The organism is Methylomonas sp. Uni0009 (assembly GCF_054188105.3).
The window spans coordinates 1,778,805-1,796,162 of record NZ_JBTAFN010000001.1; the positions used below are offsets into that span (position 1 = coordinate 1,778,805).

Genomic DNA, 17,358 nt, shown 5'->3' on the forward strand with positions numbered 1-17,358 from the left:
CTCTAACCCCGAGGTCTATGGAGTGCGTGCGTTTTAGCTGGGTATTTGTTGGCGGTTCCGGCTAAACTGCCGGCTAAGCTTGTTACCCAATCGCCATGCTCAGTAAAGACTTACTTCTTCAGGCCGGCAAAGCCATCCAGACTCAACCCCTGCGCGCCGCACTGATTATTTTGGCGATGAGCATAGGTGTGGCTGCCGTGAACGTGTTGACTGCATTGGGCGACAGCGCTCGCAATTATGTGGTCCACGAATTCGAATCGTTGGGTACCCATCTGGTCATCGTCCTGCCCGGCCGCACCGAAACCACCGGCGGCCACCCGCCCCTGTTCGGCGAAACCCCGCGCGATTTGACGCTGGACGATGCCGCTGCCTTATTCCGCAGCAAGCACGTCGCGGCGATTGCCCCGGTCAGTATCGGCTCCGCGCCGGTATCGGTTGGCGGTCTGGAGCGGGAAACCAATATCATGGGCTCCACGCATGCCTTGCTGCGCGTGCGGCATCTCACCATGGCTCAAGGCCAGTTTCTGCCGGAGGCCGACGCCGATAAAGAAGTCTCGGTGTGTGTGATCGGCAAAAAAATCAGCGAGGAATTGTTTGCCCATCAACAAGCGGTAGGGCAATGGCTGCGCATCAATGATCGGCGGTTTCGAGTGATTGGCGTGTTAGCCAAGGAAGGTCAATCGATAGGCACCGGCTTTGATGAACTAGTCATCGTACCGGTGGCTTCCGCGCAAGCCTTGTTCGACAGCCATTCATTGTTTCGGATTTTAATTGAAGCCTACTCTGAAGCAGCCATGTATAAGGCCGTCGACGAGGTCCGCACTATCATCAAGCTGCGCCACGAAGGCGAGGACGATGTGACGGTGATTACCCAGGATAGCGTGGTGAATACCTTCGATAAAATCCTCACCGCGTTGACTTTTACCGTGGCCGGTATTGCCGCGGTCAGTCTGGCGGTGGCCGGGGTGTTGGTGATGAATGTGATGCTGGTCAGCGTCAGCCAACGCACTGCCGAAATTGGCTTGCTGAAAGCCTTGGGCGCCACGCAAAGCCAACTGCAACGCTGGTTTTTATGCGAAGCGGCCTTGTTGTCGCTGGCCGGCGCGCTGGTCGGCAGCGTACTCGGTCAGTTCGGTATTTTGATCTTGCAGTGGTTGTATCCGAATTTTCCGGTTGCTCTACCGATTTGGGCCAGAGTGTCGGCCTTGGCCGTCGCTTTAGTGACGGGGCTGGTTTTTGGGGTGTTGCCGGCTCGCAAGGCTGCGCGACTCGACCCGGTCGCGGCTTTGGCGAGGCGCTAAGATGATCTGGCTGGATTTAGCCAAACTGGCGTTACGCAGCATCAGCAGCCATAAGCAGCGCTCGTTGTTGACCGCCTTGGGCCTGATCATCGGCATCGCCGCTGTGGTGATTTTGACCTCCATCGGCCGGGGCATTCATAGTTTCGTGTTAGCGGAATTTACCCAGTTCGGCACGCATCTGATCGCGGTTTATCCCGGAAAAACCACCACGTTTGGCATGTCCGGTGCGACCATCAGCACGGTGCGGCCTTTGTCCACGGCCGATGCGGCCAGTCTGGAAAATCTCGATCACGTGTTGGCCGCCATGCCCATGGTACAGGGCAATGCCCGGATTGAGGCCGGCAACAAACAGCGCCGGGCCAATGTGTTTGGCGTCGGCGCCGCCTTGCCGCAAGTATGGCAATTGAAAGTCGATAGCGGCCGCTTTTTACCCGACGATGGTTTGGATAATCCGCGAGCGTTCGCGGTGTTGGGCAGTAAGATGCGCACGGAATTATTCGGCAATACCAACCCTCTGGGGCAACGGATTCGCATCGGTAGCGACCGGTTTCGGGTAATCGGCGTGATGCAGGCCAAAGGACAAATGTTGGGTTTTGACCTGGACGATACGGTGTTCGTTGCCAGCGGCAAGGCCATGGAGATGTTTGATCGGCAGAGTTTGATGGAAATCGATTTGCTATACAGCAGTGAGACCAGCGCGGAAACGGTGGAGCAAGCCATCAAACGCCGCTTGATAGCGCGGCACGGTGCCGAGGATTTTACGATAGTTACCCAAAACCAGATGCTGGAAAAAATGGATTCGGTATTGAGTGTATTGACCTTGGCGGTGGCGGCGCTGGGTAGTATCTCGTTACTGGTGGGCTCGGTCGGTATTCTCACCATCATGACCATCGCCGTGTCGGAACGAGTATCGGAGATTGGTTTGTTGCGGGCTATTGGTGCCGAGCGTGGCATGGTGTTTAAGCTGTTTCTCGGCGAAGCGATGTTGTTGAGTCTGGTCGGCGGTTCCGGTGGTGTTTTATTGGGCGTGGCACTGGTAAAGCTCGCCGCTGCTTTCGTGCCGGCATTACCGGTGCAATTGGCCTGGAATTACATCGTTGCCGCTTTTGCAATTTCCCTATTTATCGGCATTGCGGCCGGTGTGGTGCCGGCCATCAAGGCCGCTAGATTGAACCCGCTGGAAGCGTTGCGGGCGGAATGAGCTATGCCCGCCGTAAAAAATGAGAATAATCAGGGCCTCTGTCAGCCTGGCGAATGGATTCGGCCAAGTCGGATTCTGGGCTATGCTTATCAGCATTGGTAGCCAATGTTTTTTAAGAGGCCTTTATGCTGAATATTAGTAATTATTACGAGCGATTGGTGATAGATCGGCTTTGGAAGCTTGCTGAGCAGGCCGACGAGCCTTTCAGTCAAGCGTTTCAGGAAGACGTGGCTTGTCTGGCGCTGAACCAATTACCGCCGTGTTATGTGCGGAACACCATCGATAAGGGTATTAATGTCAGCGAGCAGCAATATCAGGAGATGGCCGGTGCTGTCGATCTGGCGGTGGAGCAGGCGATAAAGCAGGTTTTGCGCCGTCCTCGCGAGCACCGCAATGATTGAGTTTTTGCCCTTAACCTTTGACGTCGCCGATTCGGTAAAGCCATGAAAAACGCTTTGATCTTTTTACTAATAGCTGGCGGTTTGCCGGCTTGCGATTCTTCGCCGCCAGACAAGGCGAATCCGCCAGTGGTGCAGCAGCCGCTGGCTGATGCAATCAAGCAACCCATGGATCAGGCCAGGGATGCGGAAAAACAAATTTTTGAAAGCGCGGATCGGCAGAAACAGCAGGCAGACGAGATTTAAGATGGGGCAGAGATTCGATAACCGTGTTATTGAATCTCTGCCGCCAATTACCCTGCCGCTGGCGCGAGCAGGGTGGGTTGGGCTTACTTAAATTTAGGGCAGTCGAGATAGTCGGGATGTGCGGAAATAACCACGGCAACCCGGTGATTCTGATCCGCCGTGTTATCGGGGCCACCCGCTTCGCCGATAGCTTTGGAGACCAGTTGCGAGGCTCTGGCACCGTTTTTAATCAGCAGTTCGGTAACGGATTTAGCCCTTCTTTCCGATAAGGCTTGGTTAGCCGCAGGTTTACCCACTGTGTCGGTGGAAGCAGTGACAGTCGCTGTTGCATCCGGGTGGTCGTGTAAAAAGTGACCGATATGGCTGATGGTGTCTTCCTTGGTTTTAAACGGCACATGGCTGCCGGTTTTAAAGTAGGCCACGGTTTCGTGAATGGTTTCCACGTGATGGTGGTTTTGCGAATGGGCTTCTGTCAGCCATTGGCAATACTCTTTTTCCGAGGCCAAAACGTGTGCCGCGGCCGATTTTGCGGCCTCTTGCGCTTTCAGACTCTCGTCGATGTTCCAGTAATAATCGTTTTGCCAATGTTTCAACACATGATTGGCGGTTTTCAAGTCCTGTTCAGCTGCTGAAGCATGGAGCAAAGCTTGGCCGTAATGACCTTTGGATGCAGCATCAATCTCAGCGCTGAGCCCGGCCACATCCTTTTTCGGCGTGGAACAGGCGGCCAGCGACAAAGCCATAACGGCAAGCGGGATGTATACGTATTTTTTTGTCATGATCTTATCCTCAATATCGAGCGGTATCGTCCGCGTTACTTGCCATGATCCAGCGTGTCGGTATAGCCGTGATCCAGCGGGCCGAAATGAGTCCAGTAGCCGGGGTAATGCAGACCGAAGTAACGGGTATCTTCGCTAAAACGATCCCAGACGTAGGGCGGAGAGATAAATTCATCGGTGGGAATCGGCGAGGCAATCAGCTCCGCTACGCCTATTACAGTGCGGCTGACGGTGTGAGCTACGCCACGCAGCAGACCCCAACTTGAACCCAGCAGAATGTTTTGGTCGTGAGTGATGTTGACCACGTTTTTAGGGATTTCAATAAAACTGAAGGTGGTGTTAGCAAAGCCTTGGCTAACTCTGGAAGTGAAACCTGCCAGATAACCCGGATGGTTTTCGTCCGCATTTGCCATTTGGCTGGCCAATAATGCACCTGACAGCAAACAGGTGGTGAGGAATTTATTTTTATTCATGTTAGATACTCCCGTGGTGTTACAAATTTAATTCTACGTAGCATGCCTAAGCATAGCAGCAGAACGCCGAAAACACTGGAAGTTGGACAGTAACGCACGGCGCGGATAAATGCAAATACCTTATGAAGCCAGGTGTTTGTATTGGCCGGCTGGCAAGCTAAAGTTATCGGGCGTCGATTTCTACGCGATTTCGGCCGTTTTTCTTGGCGCGGTAAAGGGCGTCGTCGGCTGCTTGAATAATGGCTTCCAGGGAGGTGTCGGCCATTATTCGGCACGAGCAGACGCCAATCGACAGGGTGGTAGGTATGGGCTGGCTTTGGTATTGAAACGTATGTTGCATCACCGTCAGTCTGATGCGCTCCGCCAAGGTGGTTGCGGCATCGCTGGAAATGTCACGCAACAACATGATGAATTCTTCGCCGCCGTAGCGGGCCAGGAAATCCTCCTGGCGCATTTCCGCATTCAGGATTTTCGCCAGTTCTTTAAGGACCTGATCGCCGGCGAGATGGCCGAAATTGTCGTTGGTGCGCTTGAAATGGTCGGCGTCGCACATCATCACCGTTAATCGGGTTTCGTTGCGTTTACAAAAAGACAATTCCTGTTGCGCGCGCAGCATGAAGGCGTTGCGGTTCAGAATGTTGGTCATCGCATCCAGATTCGCCGCCGCGTATAGCGCCTGTTCGGATTTAGCTTCGTTGGCGCGTTTGTAATCGATTTTTAAGTAAGTGTCGCCCAATAGGATTCTGTCGAGTAATTCGAGTTTATGTTTTGCGACCCGCTTGCCGTTGACGTAGGTGCCGTTGGTGGAGTTTAAGTCTTCCAGCAGGATATGCCGGTTTTGTACCCAGAGCCGGCCGTGGCGCCGGGAGACCTTAGGATCGGGAATCAGAATATCCACGGCCGGTTCGCGGCCCAACACATGCTGATGATGGTGCAATTTGTATTGCTTGCCTTGATCGCTACCGGATAACACCACCAAATACGGCTCAAGCTCCGAAGTGTCACGACTGTTTTCGGATAATTTGCCGATCAAGGTGTTGGACAAGATTAACTGAGTTTTGTCGGGAGGCGTGGTCATCGGGCGAGTCCTAATCATCTCCTGGCTTAGGTAATGAAATATGCTTTTGGGGCGTTACTCGGGCAGTTGCGAGACTATCTTGCCAGTCAGGCGCGCTGTAAGAAACCTCCTACAAGGCCTCAGTGTCGCAGATAGCCGGATAGCTAGCAAGGGATGTGAGCACGTGGCCAAACGATTTGAGGCCATGTTCAGCGTGGCGCGCTAAGAACTGCTCAGCAGAGCCGAAGCGCGTGGCTTCGGCTCGAGCAATGGTTAAGCGAAGGCTTTTTTGAAAAACTCCGGCATTGCCAGACTGGCTTTGTGGATGTCGCTGTTGTAATAAACAGTCTCAAAACCCTTGTTGACCGCGTCCTGCTCGCGGAACTTCGACAAATCGGTTTTGCTGGCCATCGTTGCGCTCCACCAGCCTGATGGATAAATGCATTGCGGGAAGAAGACCGTTTGGAAGTTTGCAAATCCCCCCGCTTTCATTTCCTCGCGCATTTCCTTGAGAATTTTCATATGCAGCAGGGCTGATTCGCTTTGTTGCACCACGATGCCGTTCTCGCTTAAAGCTTTATAGCAATCCTTGTAAAAATCAGCGCAGAACAAGCCCTCGGCCGGGCCGACCGGATCGGTGCTGTCGACGATGATGATGTCCACGCTATTCGGCGCGGCCTCTTTCACCCATTTAATACCGTCGATGAATTTCAGGTCGGCGCGCGGATCGTTGTTGGATTCGCACAGTTCCGGGAAATAGATTTCCGCCAAGCGGGTGACGCGCTCGTCGATGTCGATTTGCACGGCTTTTTCGACGCCAGGATGCTTCAGCACTTCCCGTAAAGTACCGCAGTCGCCGCCGCCGATGATCAACACATTTTTCGGGTTGGGATGGGTGAACAACACCGGGTGGCTGATCATCTCGTGATAAAAGAAATTATCCCGAGTCGAGACCATGGTGCAGCCGTCGATTACCATCAGATTGCCGAACTGTTCGGTTTCGTAGATTTCCAGAAACTGAAATTCGGATTGCTCCTCGTGCAGTTTGCGTTTGATTTTTAACGAGAAGGCCGAACCGGAAGGCTCTTGGGCTTCGCTAAACCATTGATCGTCGAGCATGGGAAAGTCCTGTAAAAAGTCATATAACGTTCATCATTATACTTTAGAATTTCTACCTCTTTATGACAGTTAGGATACCGCGCGTGCCGACACAACCCTGGTCGATTGAACAATCCAAGCAGCTTTACGCTATCCAGCAATGGGGTAACGGTTATTTTTCAATTAACGACCAGGGCCATGTCTGCGTGAAGCCGCAAGCCGATTGCGCGACCGAAATCGATCTGTTCGACATTGCCCAGGCCTTGCGGGGCAAGGGCTTGAACTTCCCGGTGCTGGTGCGGTTTACCGATATTTTGTGCGACCGCATCCGTCAGCTGCAGCAGGCCTTCGACCAAGCCAGAGCCGCGAACCATTACAGCGGCCATTACACGCCGGTCTATCCGATCAAGGTTAATCAGCAAGGCAATGTGGTGGAAAGCATTGTTGCCGCCGAGCATATCGGCCTGGAAGCCGGCAGCAAACCGGAGTTATTGGCGATTTTAGGACTGGCCAAACCTGGCGGTACCATCGTCTGCAACGGTTACAAGGACCGGGCTTATATCCGCATGGCTTTGATGGGCCAGTTAATGGGCTTGTCGGTATTCATCGTCATCGAAAAGCCCTCCGAGCTGGAGATGATCATCGAAGAAGCCGCTAAGCTACAAGTCACACCGTTGATCGGTTTGCGGGTGCGTTTATCGACCATCAGCGCCGGCAAATGGCAGAACAGCGGCGGCGAGAAATCCAAGTTTGGCTTGCATGCCAGTGAAGTGTTGCAACTGATTGCCCGTTTGCAGCAATTGAATATGTTGAATTGTTTGCAACTGATGCACTTTCATATGGGCTCGCAAATCGCCAATATCCACGACATCAAACTGGCCTTAAAAGAAGCCGGCCAGTTTTACCTGCAATTGCATCAATTGGGTGCCAACATTACCACGGTCGATGCCGGTGGCGGTTTGGGTGTGGACTACGACGGCAGCGGTTCGCGGAGGGAATGTTCGATCAACTACAGCGTCAACGAGTACGCGGAAAACATCGTCCGCGCCTTTGCGGACGTGGCTCAGCAGCACGGTCTGCCGCAGCCCAATATCATCACCGAATCCGGTCGTGCCATCACCGCGCATCATGCGGTGTTGATTACTAATGTTACCGAAGTTGAAAGCCTGCAAGGTGCGGCGACGGCGGTGACCATCAGCGGGCAAAATATCGCCGAGGCTTATCACAATGCCCAATTCAACATGGCCGAAGCCCGCGCCCAGTTCGTGCAAGGCGATTTGTCGCTGACCGAACTGGCCGAAGCCGAAAAGCACTATGTCAGTTTGTGTCAGCAAATTCAGCGCAAGTTGAACCTGGATAATCACCATCACCGCGAAATTTTGCAGGAGCTGGATGAAAAACTGGCGGACAAGGTGTTCTGCAATTTCTCCTTGTTTCAATCGATGCCGGACATTTGGGGTATCGATCAGATTTTCCCGATTATGCCCATTCATAATCTGCAGCAGCAACCCAACCGGCGTGCGGTCCTGCAAGACTTAACCTGCGATTCCGATGGCCGTATCGATCAATACGTCGATCATCAGAACATCGCCAACACCATGCCGCTGCATAGCATTGCCGAAGATCAGGACTATCTGATCGGCTTTTTCATGGTCGGCGCGTATCAGGAAATTTTGGGTGATATGCACAATCTATTCGGCGACACGCATTCGATCAATATCGAACTGGAGGGAGACAGCTATCGTTTCGGTGACTTCATGGAAGGCGAGGATGTCAGCGAACTGCTGGATTATGTGCATATCAATACCGAAGCGTTAAAAACCGCCTACCGGCAAAAGTTGGGTGTCAGCGGATTAACGGCTGCGCAAAAGCAGGCTTTCGAGCAGGAGCTGTTGGCCGGACTGAATGCTTATACCTACCTGGAAAAATAGCTAAGGCGATAGAAGGATAGATAAGGGTGCTGCGCCCCAGGCGCTTAAAGGATCGAGGGCGAGCATGAAAATAGTTCTGATGGTTGTGGCATTGCTATTCGGTGGTATGGCTTGTAATAAACCAAAGCCAGCCTTAAGCAAGCTGCCGGATAACGCCGTCATTCTGGCCTTTGGCGATAGCTTGACTTATGGAACCGGTGCTTCGGCCCAGCATGATTACCCCAGCATACTCACGCAACTGACCGGCCGCGAGGTCATTAATGAAGGTGTTCCTGGAGAAATCAGCAGTGCAGGCCGGCAGCGCTTACCGGCATTGCTGGATGAATACAGGCCCGATCTATTAATTTTGATACACGGCGGCAACGATATTTTGCAACAAATCGCGGCGGAGCAAACCCGCGATAATCTGAAAGCCATGATAGCCGAAGCCAGGCAACGCAATATCCCGGTAGTGATCTTCGGTGTGCCGGCGTTTGGGATCGTGTTTTTACATAGCGCGAAAATTTATGAAGAGCTGGCTGCATCTGAAGGCGTGCCGAGCGATCTGGATAGTTTGCCTAAGATTCTGGCAAATAACGAGCTTAAGTCGGATACGGTCCATCCTAATGATAGGGGGTATCGGCTTTTGGCGGAAAATGTTGTCGCGTTATTACAAAAACACGGAGCGTTATAATCGCCCGCACGGTCTGTTAGTACCCAACTAAGACGCTATAATGGTCCAGACCATATTTCGGGGGATATAACATGCGGGTAGGCTTGATCGGATTGGGGGCAATGGGCCTAGGCATGGCGCGTAATCTTGCCAAGGCCTGCCACTTAACCGCGGTTTACAATCGGACCTTTAGTAAAGCCGAGGCATTGGCGGCGGAATTGCAAATCCAGGCTTGCGAGACTATCGAACAACTGGCCGGTCAAGTCGATGTCGTGTTGATTTGTGTGTCGGCGGATAAAGACGTATTGATGGTGGTGGATGCAGTCGCTAAAACCGTTCGCCCTGGTAGTGTGGTGGTGGATATGTCCACGGTCAGCAGTGAAACGGCTACCGTCGCGGCGCAAAAACTTGCGGAAAAGCATGCGGCTTTCCTCGATGCACCGGTATCCGGCGGCGTGGAAGGCGCCAACAAAGGCACGTTGGCCATGATGGTCGGCGGCAGCGCGCAAACCTTGGAGCAGGTTCGGCCGGTTTTGGCGGCCATGACCGCACGTATCGAACACCTGGGCGATGTCGGTGCCGGGCAAGCCTGCAAGGCAGTGAACCAGATTATGTGTGCGGGGATTAACCAAGCGGTGACCGAAGCTTTGGCGTTTGCGGAAGCGCAAGGTTTGCCGATGGACAAAGTCATTGAGGTCGTCAGCGGCGGTGCGGCGGGTAACTGGTTTCTGGAGCATCGCGGCAAGAGCATGACGCAACACCAATTTCCGCCAGGATTTAAACTGGCGCTTCATCACAAAGACTTAAAAATTGCGCAACATATGGCGCAACATGCCGGCGTCGGTTGTCCGTTAACCGTCACCACGCTGGCCGATTATGCCAAGCTGATGGCTAAAGGTTATGGCGACGAGGATATTTCCGCGTTGTATCGATTAAAACAGAAACGATCTTCCAATTAGTTTACAAGGTGTAACGATGAAAATTACGGTGTTTGGCAGTGGATATGTAGGTTTGGTGACGGGCGCCTGTTTGGCAGAAGTGGGTAATCAAGTGCTGTGCATGGATGTCGATCAGCGCAAAATAGACCAACTCAAACAAGGGGTCATTCCGATTTACGAGCCGGGTTTGGACGAAATGGTCAAGGACAATGTCGCTGCCGGTCGCTTGAGCTTTACCACCGACGTGAAAGAAGCCGTGGACTTTGGTTTGTTTCAATTCATCGCGGTGGGTACGCCGCCGGACGAAGACGGCTCAGCCGATTTGAAATACGTGTTGGCGGTGGCGAAAAGCATCGCCGAACACATGAGCGATTACAAAATCGTCGTCGATAAATCTACCGTGCCGGTCGGCACTGCCGACAAGGTCAAACAGGCCATCAAGGATGTATTGGCCGAGCGCAGTCAGGAATTGGAGTTTGACGTCGTCTCCAATCCCGAGTTTTTGAAAGAAGGCTCGGCGTTGGACGATTTCATGAAGCCGGACCGTATCATCATCGGCACCGACAACCCCAGAACTGCCGAATTGCTGAAAGCGCTGTACGCGCCGTTCAACCGCAGCCGGGAGCGGGTGATCACGATGGACATCCGTTCCGCCGAGCTGACTAAATACGCTGCCAACGCCATGCTGGCGACCAAAATCAGCTTTATGAACGAGCTGGCCAATCTGGCGGAAAGACTGGGTGCCGACATCGAAAACGTCCGCCACGGCATTGGTTCCGACAGCCGCATCGGTTACAGCTTTATCTATCCCGGCTGCGGCTACGGCGGCTCCTGCTTTCCAAAAGACGTGAAAGCCCTGGAACGCACCGCCCGCGATTACGGCTATCAAGCCGAATTGCTCAGCGCGGTGGAAAACGTCAATGACCGGCAAAAGCACCGCTTATTCGAGAAAATCTCCACCCATTACCCAAATGGCGTGAAAGGCAAAACCTTTGCGTTGTGGGGCCTGGCGTTTAAACCCAACACCGACGACATGCGCGAAGCACCCAGCCGGGTATTGCTGGAAGCCTTGATTGATGCCGGTGCCACAGTGCGAGCCTACGACCCGGAAGCAATGGAAGAAGCGCACCGTATCTACGGCGATAAAGCCGGATTGGTGTACTGCGCCAAGCAGGCGGACACTCTAAGCGACGTGGATGCATTGATCATCGTCACCGAATGGAAGCAGTTCCGCAGCCCGGATTTCGATGACTTGGGCCGTTTGTTGAAAGACAAGGTGATATTCGATGGGCGGAATATGTATGAGCCTAGGTTGGTTAAGCAGTTTGGGTTGCAGTATTACGCGATTGGGCGGTAAATTGTTTTTGGTGTTGGGGTAAGGAGTTCGTTTTGCCTACCATCTCGGTATTTTACGGCATCATCATTCGTATGTACTTTGCACCTGGCGAGCATCCTCCGCCACACTTTCACGTTTATTATGCTGAATACAAAGCGACAGTCGATATACGGACTAGCGAGTTATTGGAAGGTAATTTACCAAGAAAGCAATTAAAACTTGCTTTGGCGTGGGCGGAATTACACCAAGAAGAGCTTATGCAAGATTGGGATTTAGTTATGAATGGCGAGGAGCCTTTCAAAATACAGCCATTACAGTAATAGGAGATGTCATATGTATCCTTCGGTAATAGCGGTTGCGCCTAGAGATGATTATGTGTTGGATATTGCCTTCAATAATGGCGAAACCGGCACGTTGGATATGAAACCTTATTTGGATTTCGGCATTTTCAAACGTATTAGAGACTACAGCTGTTTCGAAAAAGTATCGGTGGCATTTGATACGATTGAATGGGAGTCTGGGGCTGATCTTGATCCTGAGTTTGTTTACGATAAGTGTCGAATTAATTCGGATTGATGGTTTTGTTCTGTCGGAACAGATGGTGAATTTGTGTCGCTGGCGCGACGGTTTATTTAATGTCGGTTCGCGGACCGACAACCGCGATACTTTCTTTTGCTTGGCCAAAAGAAAGTATCCAAAGAAAAGGCCACCCGGATGTCGCTTATTCCCTGCGCTCCGAAACTTTCGCCGGGGGTTGACGAAAGGGGCTTCCTGCCCCTTCGTCAACGTGCGGCATCCCTGCCGCACCCCTTCGGGCTATTCCCGCCGAAAGCTCCGGTGCTCGGCGCGGCATACGGGAGACCCCCGCCCCAAATCGCAGCTTATTGTTTACGAAGTTTTCTCTCGTTTCCACGCGCCGCGTGGGAATCCAGACTATCCGCGCCAGCGGTAACATCAGTTTTGTAGGGCGCATTAGCGATAGCGTAATGCGCCGAATGATTTAAGGCCGATATACGGCGCAATGCGGCTGAGCCTATTGACGCCCTACGAATTGCGCCTTACGGCCTTGCGTTTCACCTAGACTATTTGCATTATGGGATTTTTTATCTTTTTTATCATTCTGATCTCGCCAGTTATATTGGCATTGCTTATACATATATTCCGCGACTTACGCGGAAAGGCTAGAAATATTCGACAGGAATGTTATTCATGCGGAACCCCTGTCTCGATGACGAAATATCGAGTCATTTGTCACCACAGAGGCGGAAGGTATATTTATTGTGAGCAATGTGCGGATCGTCATGAATTATGGTCTGGCATTGCTATGTCCACCATGGGACTCGGAGTGGCAACGACTCTTGTTGTGCTATCTATCTCTGAATTTGACATCAGTCCACAAAAGTCGCTTCTGTTTGCTGGACTAGCTTTAGCGATAGTCGTAATTGTTGTTTTGGTCGCTGCTCGCTACATCTTCAAGAAAACCAAGTAATTAATTCGTCGATTCAAGCAATGAATGACTGTTTTCCGGCTTTCTTCACGTGCATAGGGTGCATGTAGGGCGTCAATAGGCGTAGCCCAGTAGCGTGGGCACGATTTAGTGCCCACGCGGGGTGAAAGCCAAATGGTGGGCAAAATTGCCCACCACACAGGGTGGTTTTTCTCCCGTATGCCGCGCAGAGCACCGGAGTTTTTGAACGGATCAGCCCGTTAGGGGCGCTGCAGGGATGGATTGCGTTGCCGAAAGGGGCAGGAAGCCCCTTTCGGCGACCCCGTTCAAAAGCGAGGAGCGCAGGGAATAAGCGGCGTCCGGGTGGCCTTTTCTTTGGATACTTTCTTTTGGACAAGCACAAATTCGCCTGGAGCGAATTTGAACAGCCGATAGGCTGGCACGAAGGGCGAAAACCAGGGATCGTTTTCGTAGCGAGAGTATCTCGGCTGTCGGGCCGAGACCCGATATTAAAACCAGCCGTCGCGCCAGCGACACATCACAATTAGCCCTTCGACCAACTCAGGGCGAACGTACCAGTTGTAAGCGAGTCAGCCTAAAAAAGTTAGGAAGACCGCAGCTGACTATGCTTCACCCCATACCCAAAATAAATCAAAAACCCAATCACCAGCCAAACGAATAACCGAATCCACGTATCAATCGGCAAGCCCGCCATCAAACTCAAACACACCAAAATCCCGCCAATCGGCACGTAAGGCACGGCCGGGCATTTGAAGTGGCGTTCCATTTCCGGATGGCTGTTCCGCAAGATCCAGACACCGCCGCAGACCAGCACGAAGGCAAACAAAGTACCGATACTGACTAGCTCGCCAAGCTTCTCGATAGGCATGAAGCCGGCGAGTAAGGAGACTGCGACGCCGACCAGTATGGTCGATAAATGCGGTGTTTGGTATTTCGGATGCACCTGCGCGAATAGCGGCGGTAACAATTGATCCTTGGCCATTGAGAAGAAAATCCGGCTCTGCCCCATCAACAGCACCAACATCACCGAAGTCAAGCCGGCGATGGCGGCTATTTTAATGATCGGTGACAGCCAGCCCATGCCGACATGGTCGACCGCCAGCGCAATGGGTGCCGGGACGTTGAGTTCGGTGTAGGAAATGATGCCGGTCAATACGCCTGCCACCAGAATGTAAAGCAAGGTGCAGACTGCCAGCGAACCTATGATGCCGATAGGTACGTCGCGCTGCGGGTTGATGGCTTCCTGGGCGGCGGTGGAAACGGCGTCGAAGCCTATGTACGCAAAGAAAATTACCCCGGCCCCGGTCAATACGCCACCGAAGCCGAAAGGCATGAAGTTGGACCAATTTTCCCCGGTTTCGATGTGTTGGGAGCCGGCGATGATGAAGACGACAATTACCGACAGTTTGATTAACACCATGACGAAATTGAAGATCGCCGATTGGCGGATGCCGATTACCAGCAGGCCGGTCAGCAATAAAATGATTGCTACCGCCGGTAGATTGATGAAGCCGGCCGCGGGGTTGGCCAGATAGGCCGTGGTGAGATAAGTGGGTAAATGTACGCCAAAATTTTCCAGAAAGCTGGTGAGATAACCGGCCCAGCCTATTGCCACCGTGCTGCTGGCCAGAGCGTACTCCAGGATTAAATCCCAGCCTATGATCCAGGCCATCAATTCGCCCATCGTCGCGTAAGCGTAACTGTAGGCACTGCCGGAAACCGGAATCATCGCCGCCAGTTCGCTGTAACACATGGCCGCCAGGCCGCAGGCGATGCCGGCCAGAATGAACGATACTACAATGGCAGGACCGGCATATTTAGCGGCGGCGATGCCGGTCAAGACGAAGATGCCGGCGCCGATCACCGCGCCTATGCCCAGGATGGTCAAGTCTTTGGCCGTCAGTGTTTGCTTTAAGCCGTGCTGAACATCGGTCAAGGCCTCGACGGATTTGCGTTGCAGTAATTGCTTGGGGATTTGCATGAAGTCGTCTCGATTATTTGGAAGAGGTGGGCTTTACGGAATCGGGCAGGTTTTGGGCGCCGTCAAAGCGGGTGCCGGTAGTGACCGCCTCGGTGAAAATCGCGTCGTGCAGTTTGGCTTGCGAGAAATTGGCATTGGTCAGATTGGCGCCGGTCAGATTGGCGCCGTCCATTTCGGCGGAATACAGGTCGGCGTTTTGTAAATTGGTGTTATTTAATTTGGCGTGTTTTAACATGGCCCGGCCAAGCTGGGCGTTGCTGAGATTGGCGCCGGTTAAATTGGCGCCTTTCAAGCTGGCGCGCATCAGGCCCATCGATTGATTCTTCATGTCCGCCGCCCATTGCACATTGCTGAGATTGGCGTGGCTTAAATTCGCGCCATCCATGATCGCCACTACCCGGCTGCCGCTCATATCGGCGTTGCTCAGGTCGGCGTGCATCAGGCTGACGCCGAAGATGCTGGTGTTGGCTAGATTAGCGGCGCTCAGCTTGATATTGGTCATCACCGTCAAATCCAGCGTCAGGCCTTGCAGATTGCTTTTATTCAGATTGGAGCGTCGCAGGTCGGCGCCCCATAAGTCGGCATTGCGAAAATCCAGATTCGACAAGTCCAGGTCGGTTAGATCCTTACGGCGCAGGTCGGCGGGGTGTTGCTTGTCGGCCTTGGCCAGCATTTGCTCGACTTGGGCGCGGGTGAGATCGGCGGCATGGGCTATGCTTTGACTCGCCAGAAATAGCGCTAGAAATGTTTTGATCGATAAGTTTGTCATTAAAACCTCCGCAATATTGTCATTGTTGATTCGGATAATCCGCTTGGCAGGACCGTATTGTCGTTGATAGTAACAGGGTCACAGACAGACTCAACGAGAAAAATGCTGCCCGGATTGTACTTGGAATTTTCTGGGGATTAAGCGGGACGCAGCCAAGGGAGGTTGTGGGTGGCCGCGCGGGCCCAGTTAAACGTAGCTTGCGGAATTGCTGTTACATTACAATGCCTTCGATCAGCCAGATATTTTCGATTTTTTCAGCGTTGCACCAATCACTCTAAAAGAAACATAACATGACAGAAACTTCGCTAGCCGCGCTTGTCGTTGATTTGGATGGCACGCTGACGCCCACCGACACCTTGGTCGAATCGGTATTACAGGTCTGTAAACGGCAGCCGCACGCTATATTCAAATTACCGTTTTGGTTAGCGAAGGGGCGAGCGGCGTTTAAAGCGCGCGTGGCGCAAGCATCGTCGCTTGATGTCGAGAGTTTGCCTTATCGGACTGATTTGCTGGAGTATTTGCGCGCGGAAAAACGGAAGGGCAGGCAGTTGGTGCTCGCCACCGCAGCACATACCGATATAGCCGATGCGGTTGCCAAGCATCTGGATTTGTTCGATAAAGTGTTAGGCAGCGATGAGAACCATAATCTTAAAGGTGTCAACAAGCTGGAGGCCATCCGCGAGGCAGTGGGGCCGAATTTTGTCTATGCGGGTGACAGCAAGGCCGATTTGCCGATTTGGCGAGCCGCACATGCCGCAATCCTGGTTAATACCTCAAAGCCGGTCGCGAAATTCGTGCGGGAACATACACCTATAGAGCAGGAATTTACCGCCAACCTGAATCAAATCCGGTTGTGGTTACGCGCGCTGCGGGTGCACCAATGGCTGAAAAACCTGTTGATATTCGTGCCGCTGCTAACGGCTTTTTCGTTTGATGATTTGGATAAGTTGGGTACCGTTGTAATGAGCTTCTTCGGGTTTTCTTTGGCCGCGTCCGCCACATATATGGGTAACGATTTGTGGGACCTGGACAGCGACCGTAATCATCCGCGTAAGAAATTTAGGCCGTTTGCCAGCGCCGAATTGCCCATTCTGAAAGGTCTGGCAGCCGCTTGCGGGCTATTGCTGAGCGGCCTGATGTTAGCGCTCGCCGTGTCGCAGGCATTTTTGGGTATGTTGCTGCTGTATTTATTCGTCACCACTACTTATACATGGCTATTGAAATCTTATGTATTGATCGATGTAATGGTGCTATCTCTGCTGTATACGCTCAGGATTATTGCCGGTTCCGTGGCCGCGTCGGTAGCGACCAGTTCCTGGCTGTTGGCTTTTTCGGTGTTTATCTTTTTCAGTCTGGCTTTAGTCAAGCGTTGTTCCGAACTGGTCGCTTTGCAACAAAAAGGCCGGGAAACCACACACGGCCGCGATTATCGGGCGGTGGATCTGGTAGTGCTCTGGCCCTTGGGTGTCAGTTCCGCGTTGTGCGCGGTGGTGGTGTTTGGTTTATTTATTACCTCGGCGGAGACCCAGATACGTTACCTAAATCCGCAGCTATTATGGTTTGTGGCGATAGGCCTGATTTATTGGTTAGCACGCCTGTGGATAAAAACCGCTCGCGGCGAAATGCACGATGACCCGCTGGTGTTTGCGGTGCGTGACTTCGGTAGCCGGATCACAGTGCTCTTGATGCTGTTCGCCACATTAGCCGCTCATTTTTCACATTGGGAATAA

The 17,358-nt window shown here is 52.7% G+C and carries 17 protein-coding genes; 11 read left to right on the plus strand and 6 right to left on the minus strand.

Going from position 1 to position 17,358, the window contains the following annotated elements:
• Positions 1-95: 95 nt before the first annotated feature.
• The 4 genes from ACWAU0_RS08290 to ACWAU0_RS08305 all read left to right on the plus strand — a co-directional run bounded on the left by ACWAU0_RS08290 (position 96) and on the right by ACWAU0_RS08305 (position 3,146).
• Positions 96-1,301 carry an ABC transporter permease gene (locus ACWAU0_RS08290; protein WP_458138892.1) on the plus strand — a complete coding sequence of 402 codons (1,206 nt, stop codon included), beginning with the start codon at positions 96-98 and terminating at the stop codon, positions 1,299-1,301.
• 1 nt (position 1,302) lies between these two features.
• Positions 1,303-2,502, plus strand: coding sequence for an ABC transporter permease (locus tag ACWAU0_RS08295; RefSeq protein WP_101052681.1), 1,200 nt, complete (start codon positions 1,303-1,305; stop codon positions 2,500-2,502).
• Between the two features lie 125 nt (positions 2,503-2,627).
• A complete protein-coding gene (locus ACWAU0_RS08300) occupies positions 2,628-2,903 on the plus strand; it encodes a late competence development ComFB family protein (protein WP_101052679.1) in 276 nt (91 codons plus the stop codon).
• Between the two features lie 42 nt (positions 2,904-2,945).
• Positions 2,946-3,146 carry a hypothetical protein gene (locus tag ACWAU0_RS08305; protein WP_101052677.1) on the plus strand — a complete coding sequence of 67 codons (201 nt, stop codon included), beginning with the start codon at positions 2,946-2,948 and terminating at the stop codon, positions 3,144-3,146.
• An 83-nt stretch (positions 3,147-3,229) separates the two neighbouring features.
• Here ACWAU0_RS08305 and ACWAU0_RS08310 read toward each other — a convergent pair whose 3' ends face one another.
• The 4 genes from ACWAU0_RS08310 to speE form a co-directional block, all read right to left on the minus strand.
• Positions 3,230-3,925, minus strand: a complete 696-nt coding sequence (locus ACWAU0_RS08310) for an OmpA family protein (RefSeq protein WP_033156808.1) — start codon at positions 3,923-3,925, stop codon at positions 3,230-3,232.
• A 35-nt stretch (positions 3,926-3,960) separates the two neighbouring features.
• Positions 3,961-4,398: an exosortase system-associated protein, TIGR04073 family gene (locus tag ACWAU0_RS08315; RefSeq protein ID WP_033156807.1), complete on the minus strand. Its 438-nt coding sequence runs from the start codon at positions 4,396-4,398 to the stop codon at positions 3,961-3,963.
• Positions 4,399-4,561: 163 nt separating this feature from the next.
• Positions 4,562-5,476 carry a GGDEF domain-containing protein gene (locus tag ACWAU0_RS08320; RefSeq protein WP_101052675.1) on the minus strand — a complete coding sequence of 305 codons (915 nt, stop codon included), beginning with the start codon at positions 5,474-5,476 and terminating at the stop codon, positions 4,562-4,564.
• Positions 5,477-5,728: 252 nt separating this feature from the next.
• Complete coding sequence (gene speE, locus ACWAU0_RS08325) at positions 5,729-6,574, minus strand: polyamine aminopropyltransferase (RefSeq protein WP_033156805.1); 846 nt, start codon at positions 6,572-6,574, stop codon at positions 5,729-5,731.
• An 83-nt stretch (positions 6,575-6,657) separates the two neighbouring features.
• Here speE and speA point away from each other — a divergent pair, with 83 nt between their 5' ends.
• From speA to ACWAU0_RS08355, 6 genes are all read left to right on the plus strand, one after another.
• Positions 6,658-8,484, plus strand: a complete 1,827-nt coding sequence (speA, locus tag ACWAU0_RS08330; RefSeq protein ID WP_033156804.1) for a biosynthetic arginine decarboxylase — start codon at positions 6,658-6,660, stop codon at positions 8,482-8,484.
• 64 nt (positions 8,485-8,548) lie between these two features.
• Positions 8,549-9,157, plus strand: a complete 609-nt coding sequence (locus ACWAU0_RS08335; protein ID WP_458138893.1) for a GDSL-type esterase/lipase family protein — start codon at positions 8,549-8,551, stop codon at positions 9,155-9,157.
• 71 nt (positions 9,158-9,228) lie between these two features.
• Positions 9,229-10,095 (plus strand): NAD(P)-dependent oxidoreductase, encoded by an 867-nt coding sequence (locus tag ACWAU0_RS08340; RefSeq protein ID WP_445367649.1) that lies wholly within the window; start codon positions 9,229-9,231, stop codon positions 10,093-10,095.
• A gap of 16 nt (positions 10,096-10,111) precedes the next feature.
• Complete coding sequence (locus ACWAU0_RS08345; RefSeq protein WP_458138894.1) at positions 10,112-11,431, plus strand: UDP-glucose dehydrogenase family protein; 1,320 nt, start codon at positions 10,112-10,114, stop codon at positions 11,429-11,431.
• A 32-nt stretch (positions 11,432-11,463) separates the two neighbouring features.
• Positions 11,464-11,730 (plus strand): DUF4160 domain-containing protein, encoded by a 267-nt coding sequence (locus ACWAU0_RS08350; protein WP_458138895.1) that lies wholly within the window; start codon positions 11,464-11,466, stop codon positions 11,728-11,730.
• A 13-nt stretch (positions 11,731-11,743) separates the two neighbouring features.
• Positions 11,744-11,986 (plus strand): DUF2442 domain-containing protein, encoded by a 243-nt coding sequence (locus ACWAU0_RS08355; protein WP_458138896.1) that lies wholly within the window; start codon positions 11,744-11,746, stop codon positions 11,984-11,986.
• 1,475 nt (positions 11,987-13,461) lie between these two features.
• Here ACWAU0_RS08355 and ACWAU0_RS08360 read toward each other — a convergent pair.
• Both ACWAU0_RS08360 and ACWAU0_RS08365 read right to left on the minus strand, forming a co-directional pair.
• The gene (locus tag ACWAU0_RS08360; RefSeq protein ID WP_033156798.1) at positions 13,462-14,859 is read right to left on the minus strand and encodes an amino acid permease; all 1,398 of its coding nucleotides are present in this window, start codon (positions 14,857-14,859) and stop codon (positions 13,462-13,464) included.
• A 13-nt stretch (positions 14,860-14,872) separates the two neighbouring features.
• Complete coding sequence (locus ACWAU0_RS08365; RefSeq protein WP_458138897.1) at positions 14,873-15,628, minus strand: pentapeptide repeat-containing protein; 756 nt, start codon at positions 15,626-15,628, stop codon at positions 14,873-14,875.
• 290 nt (positions 15,629-15,918) lie between these two features.
• Here ACWAU0_RS08365 and ACWAU0_RS08370 point away from each other — a divergent pair, with 290 nt between their 5' ends.
• Positions 15,919-17,358 (plus strand): UbiA family prenyltransferase, encoded by a 1,440-nt coding sequence (locus tag ACWAU0_RS08370; RefSeq protein WP_458138898.1) that lies wholly within the window; start codon positions 15,919-15,921, stop codon positions 17,356-17,358.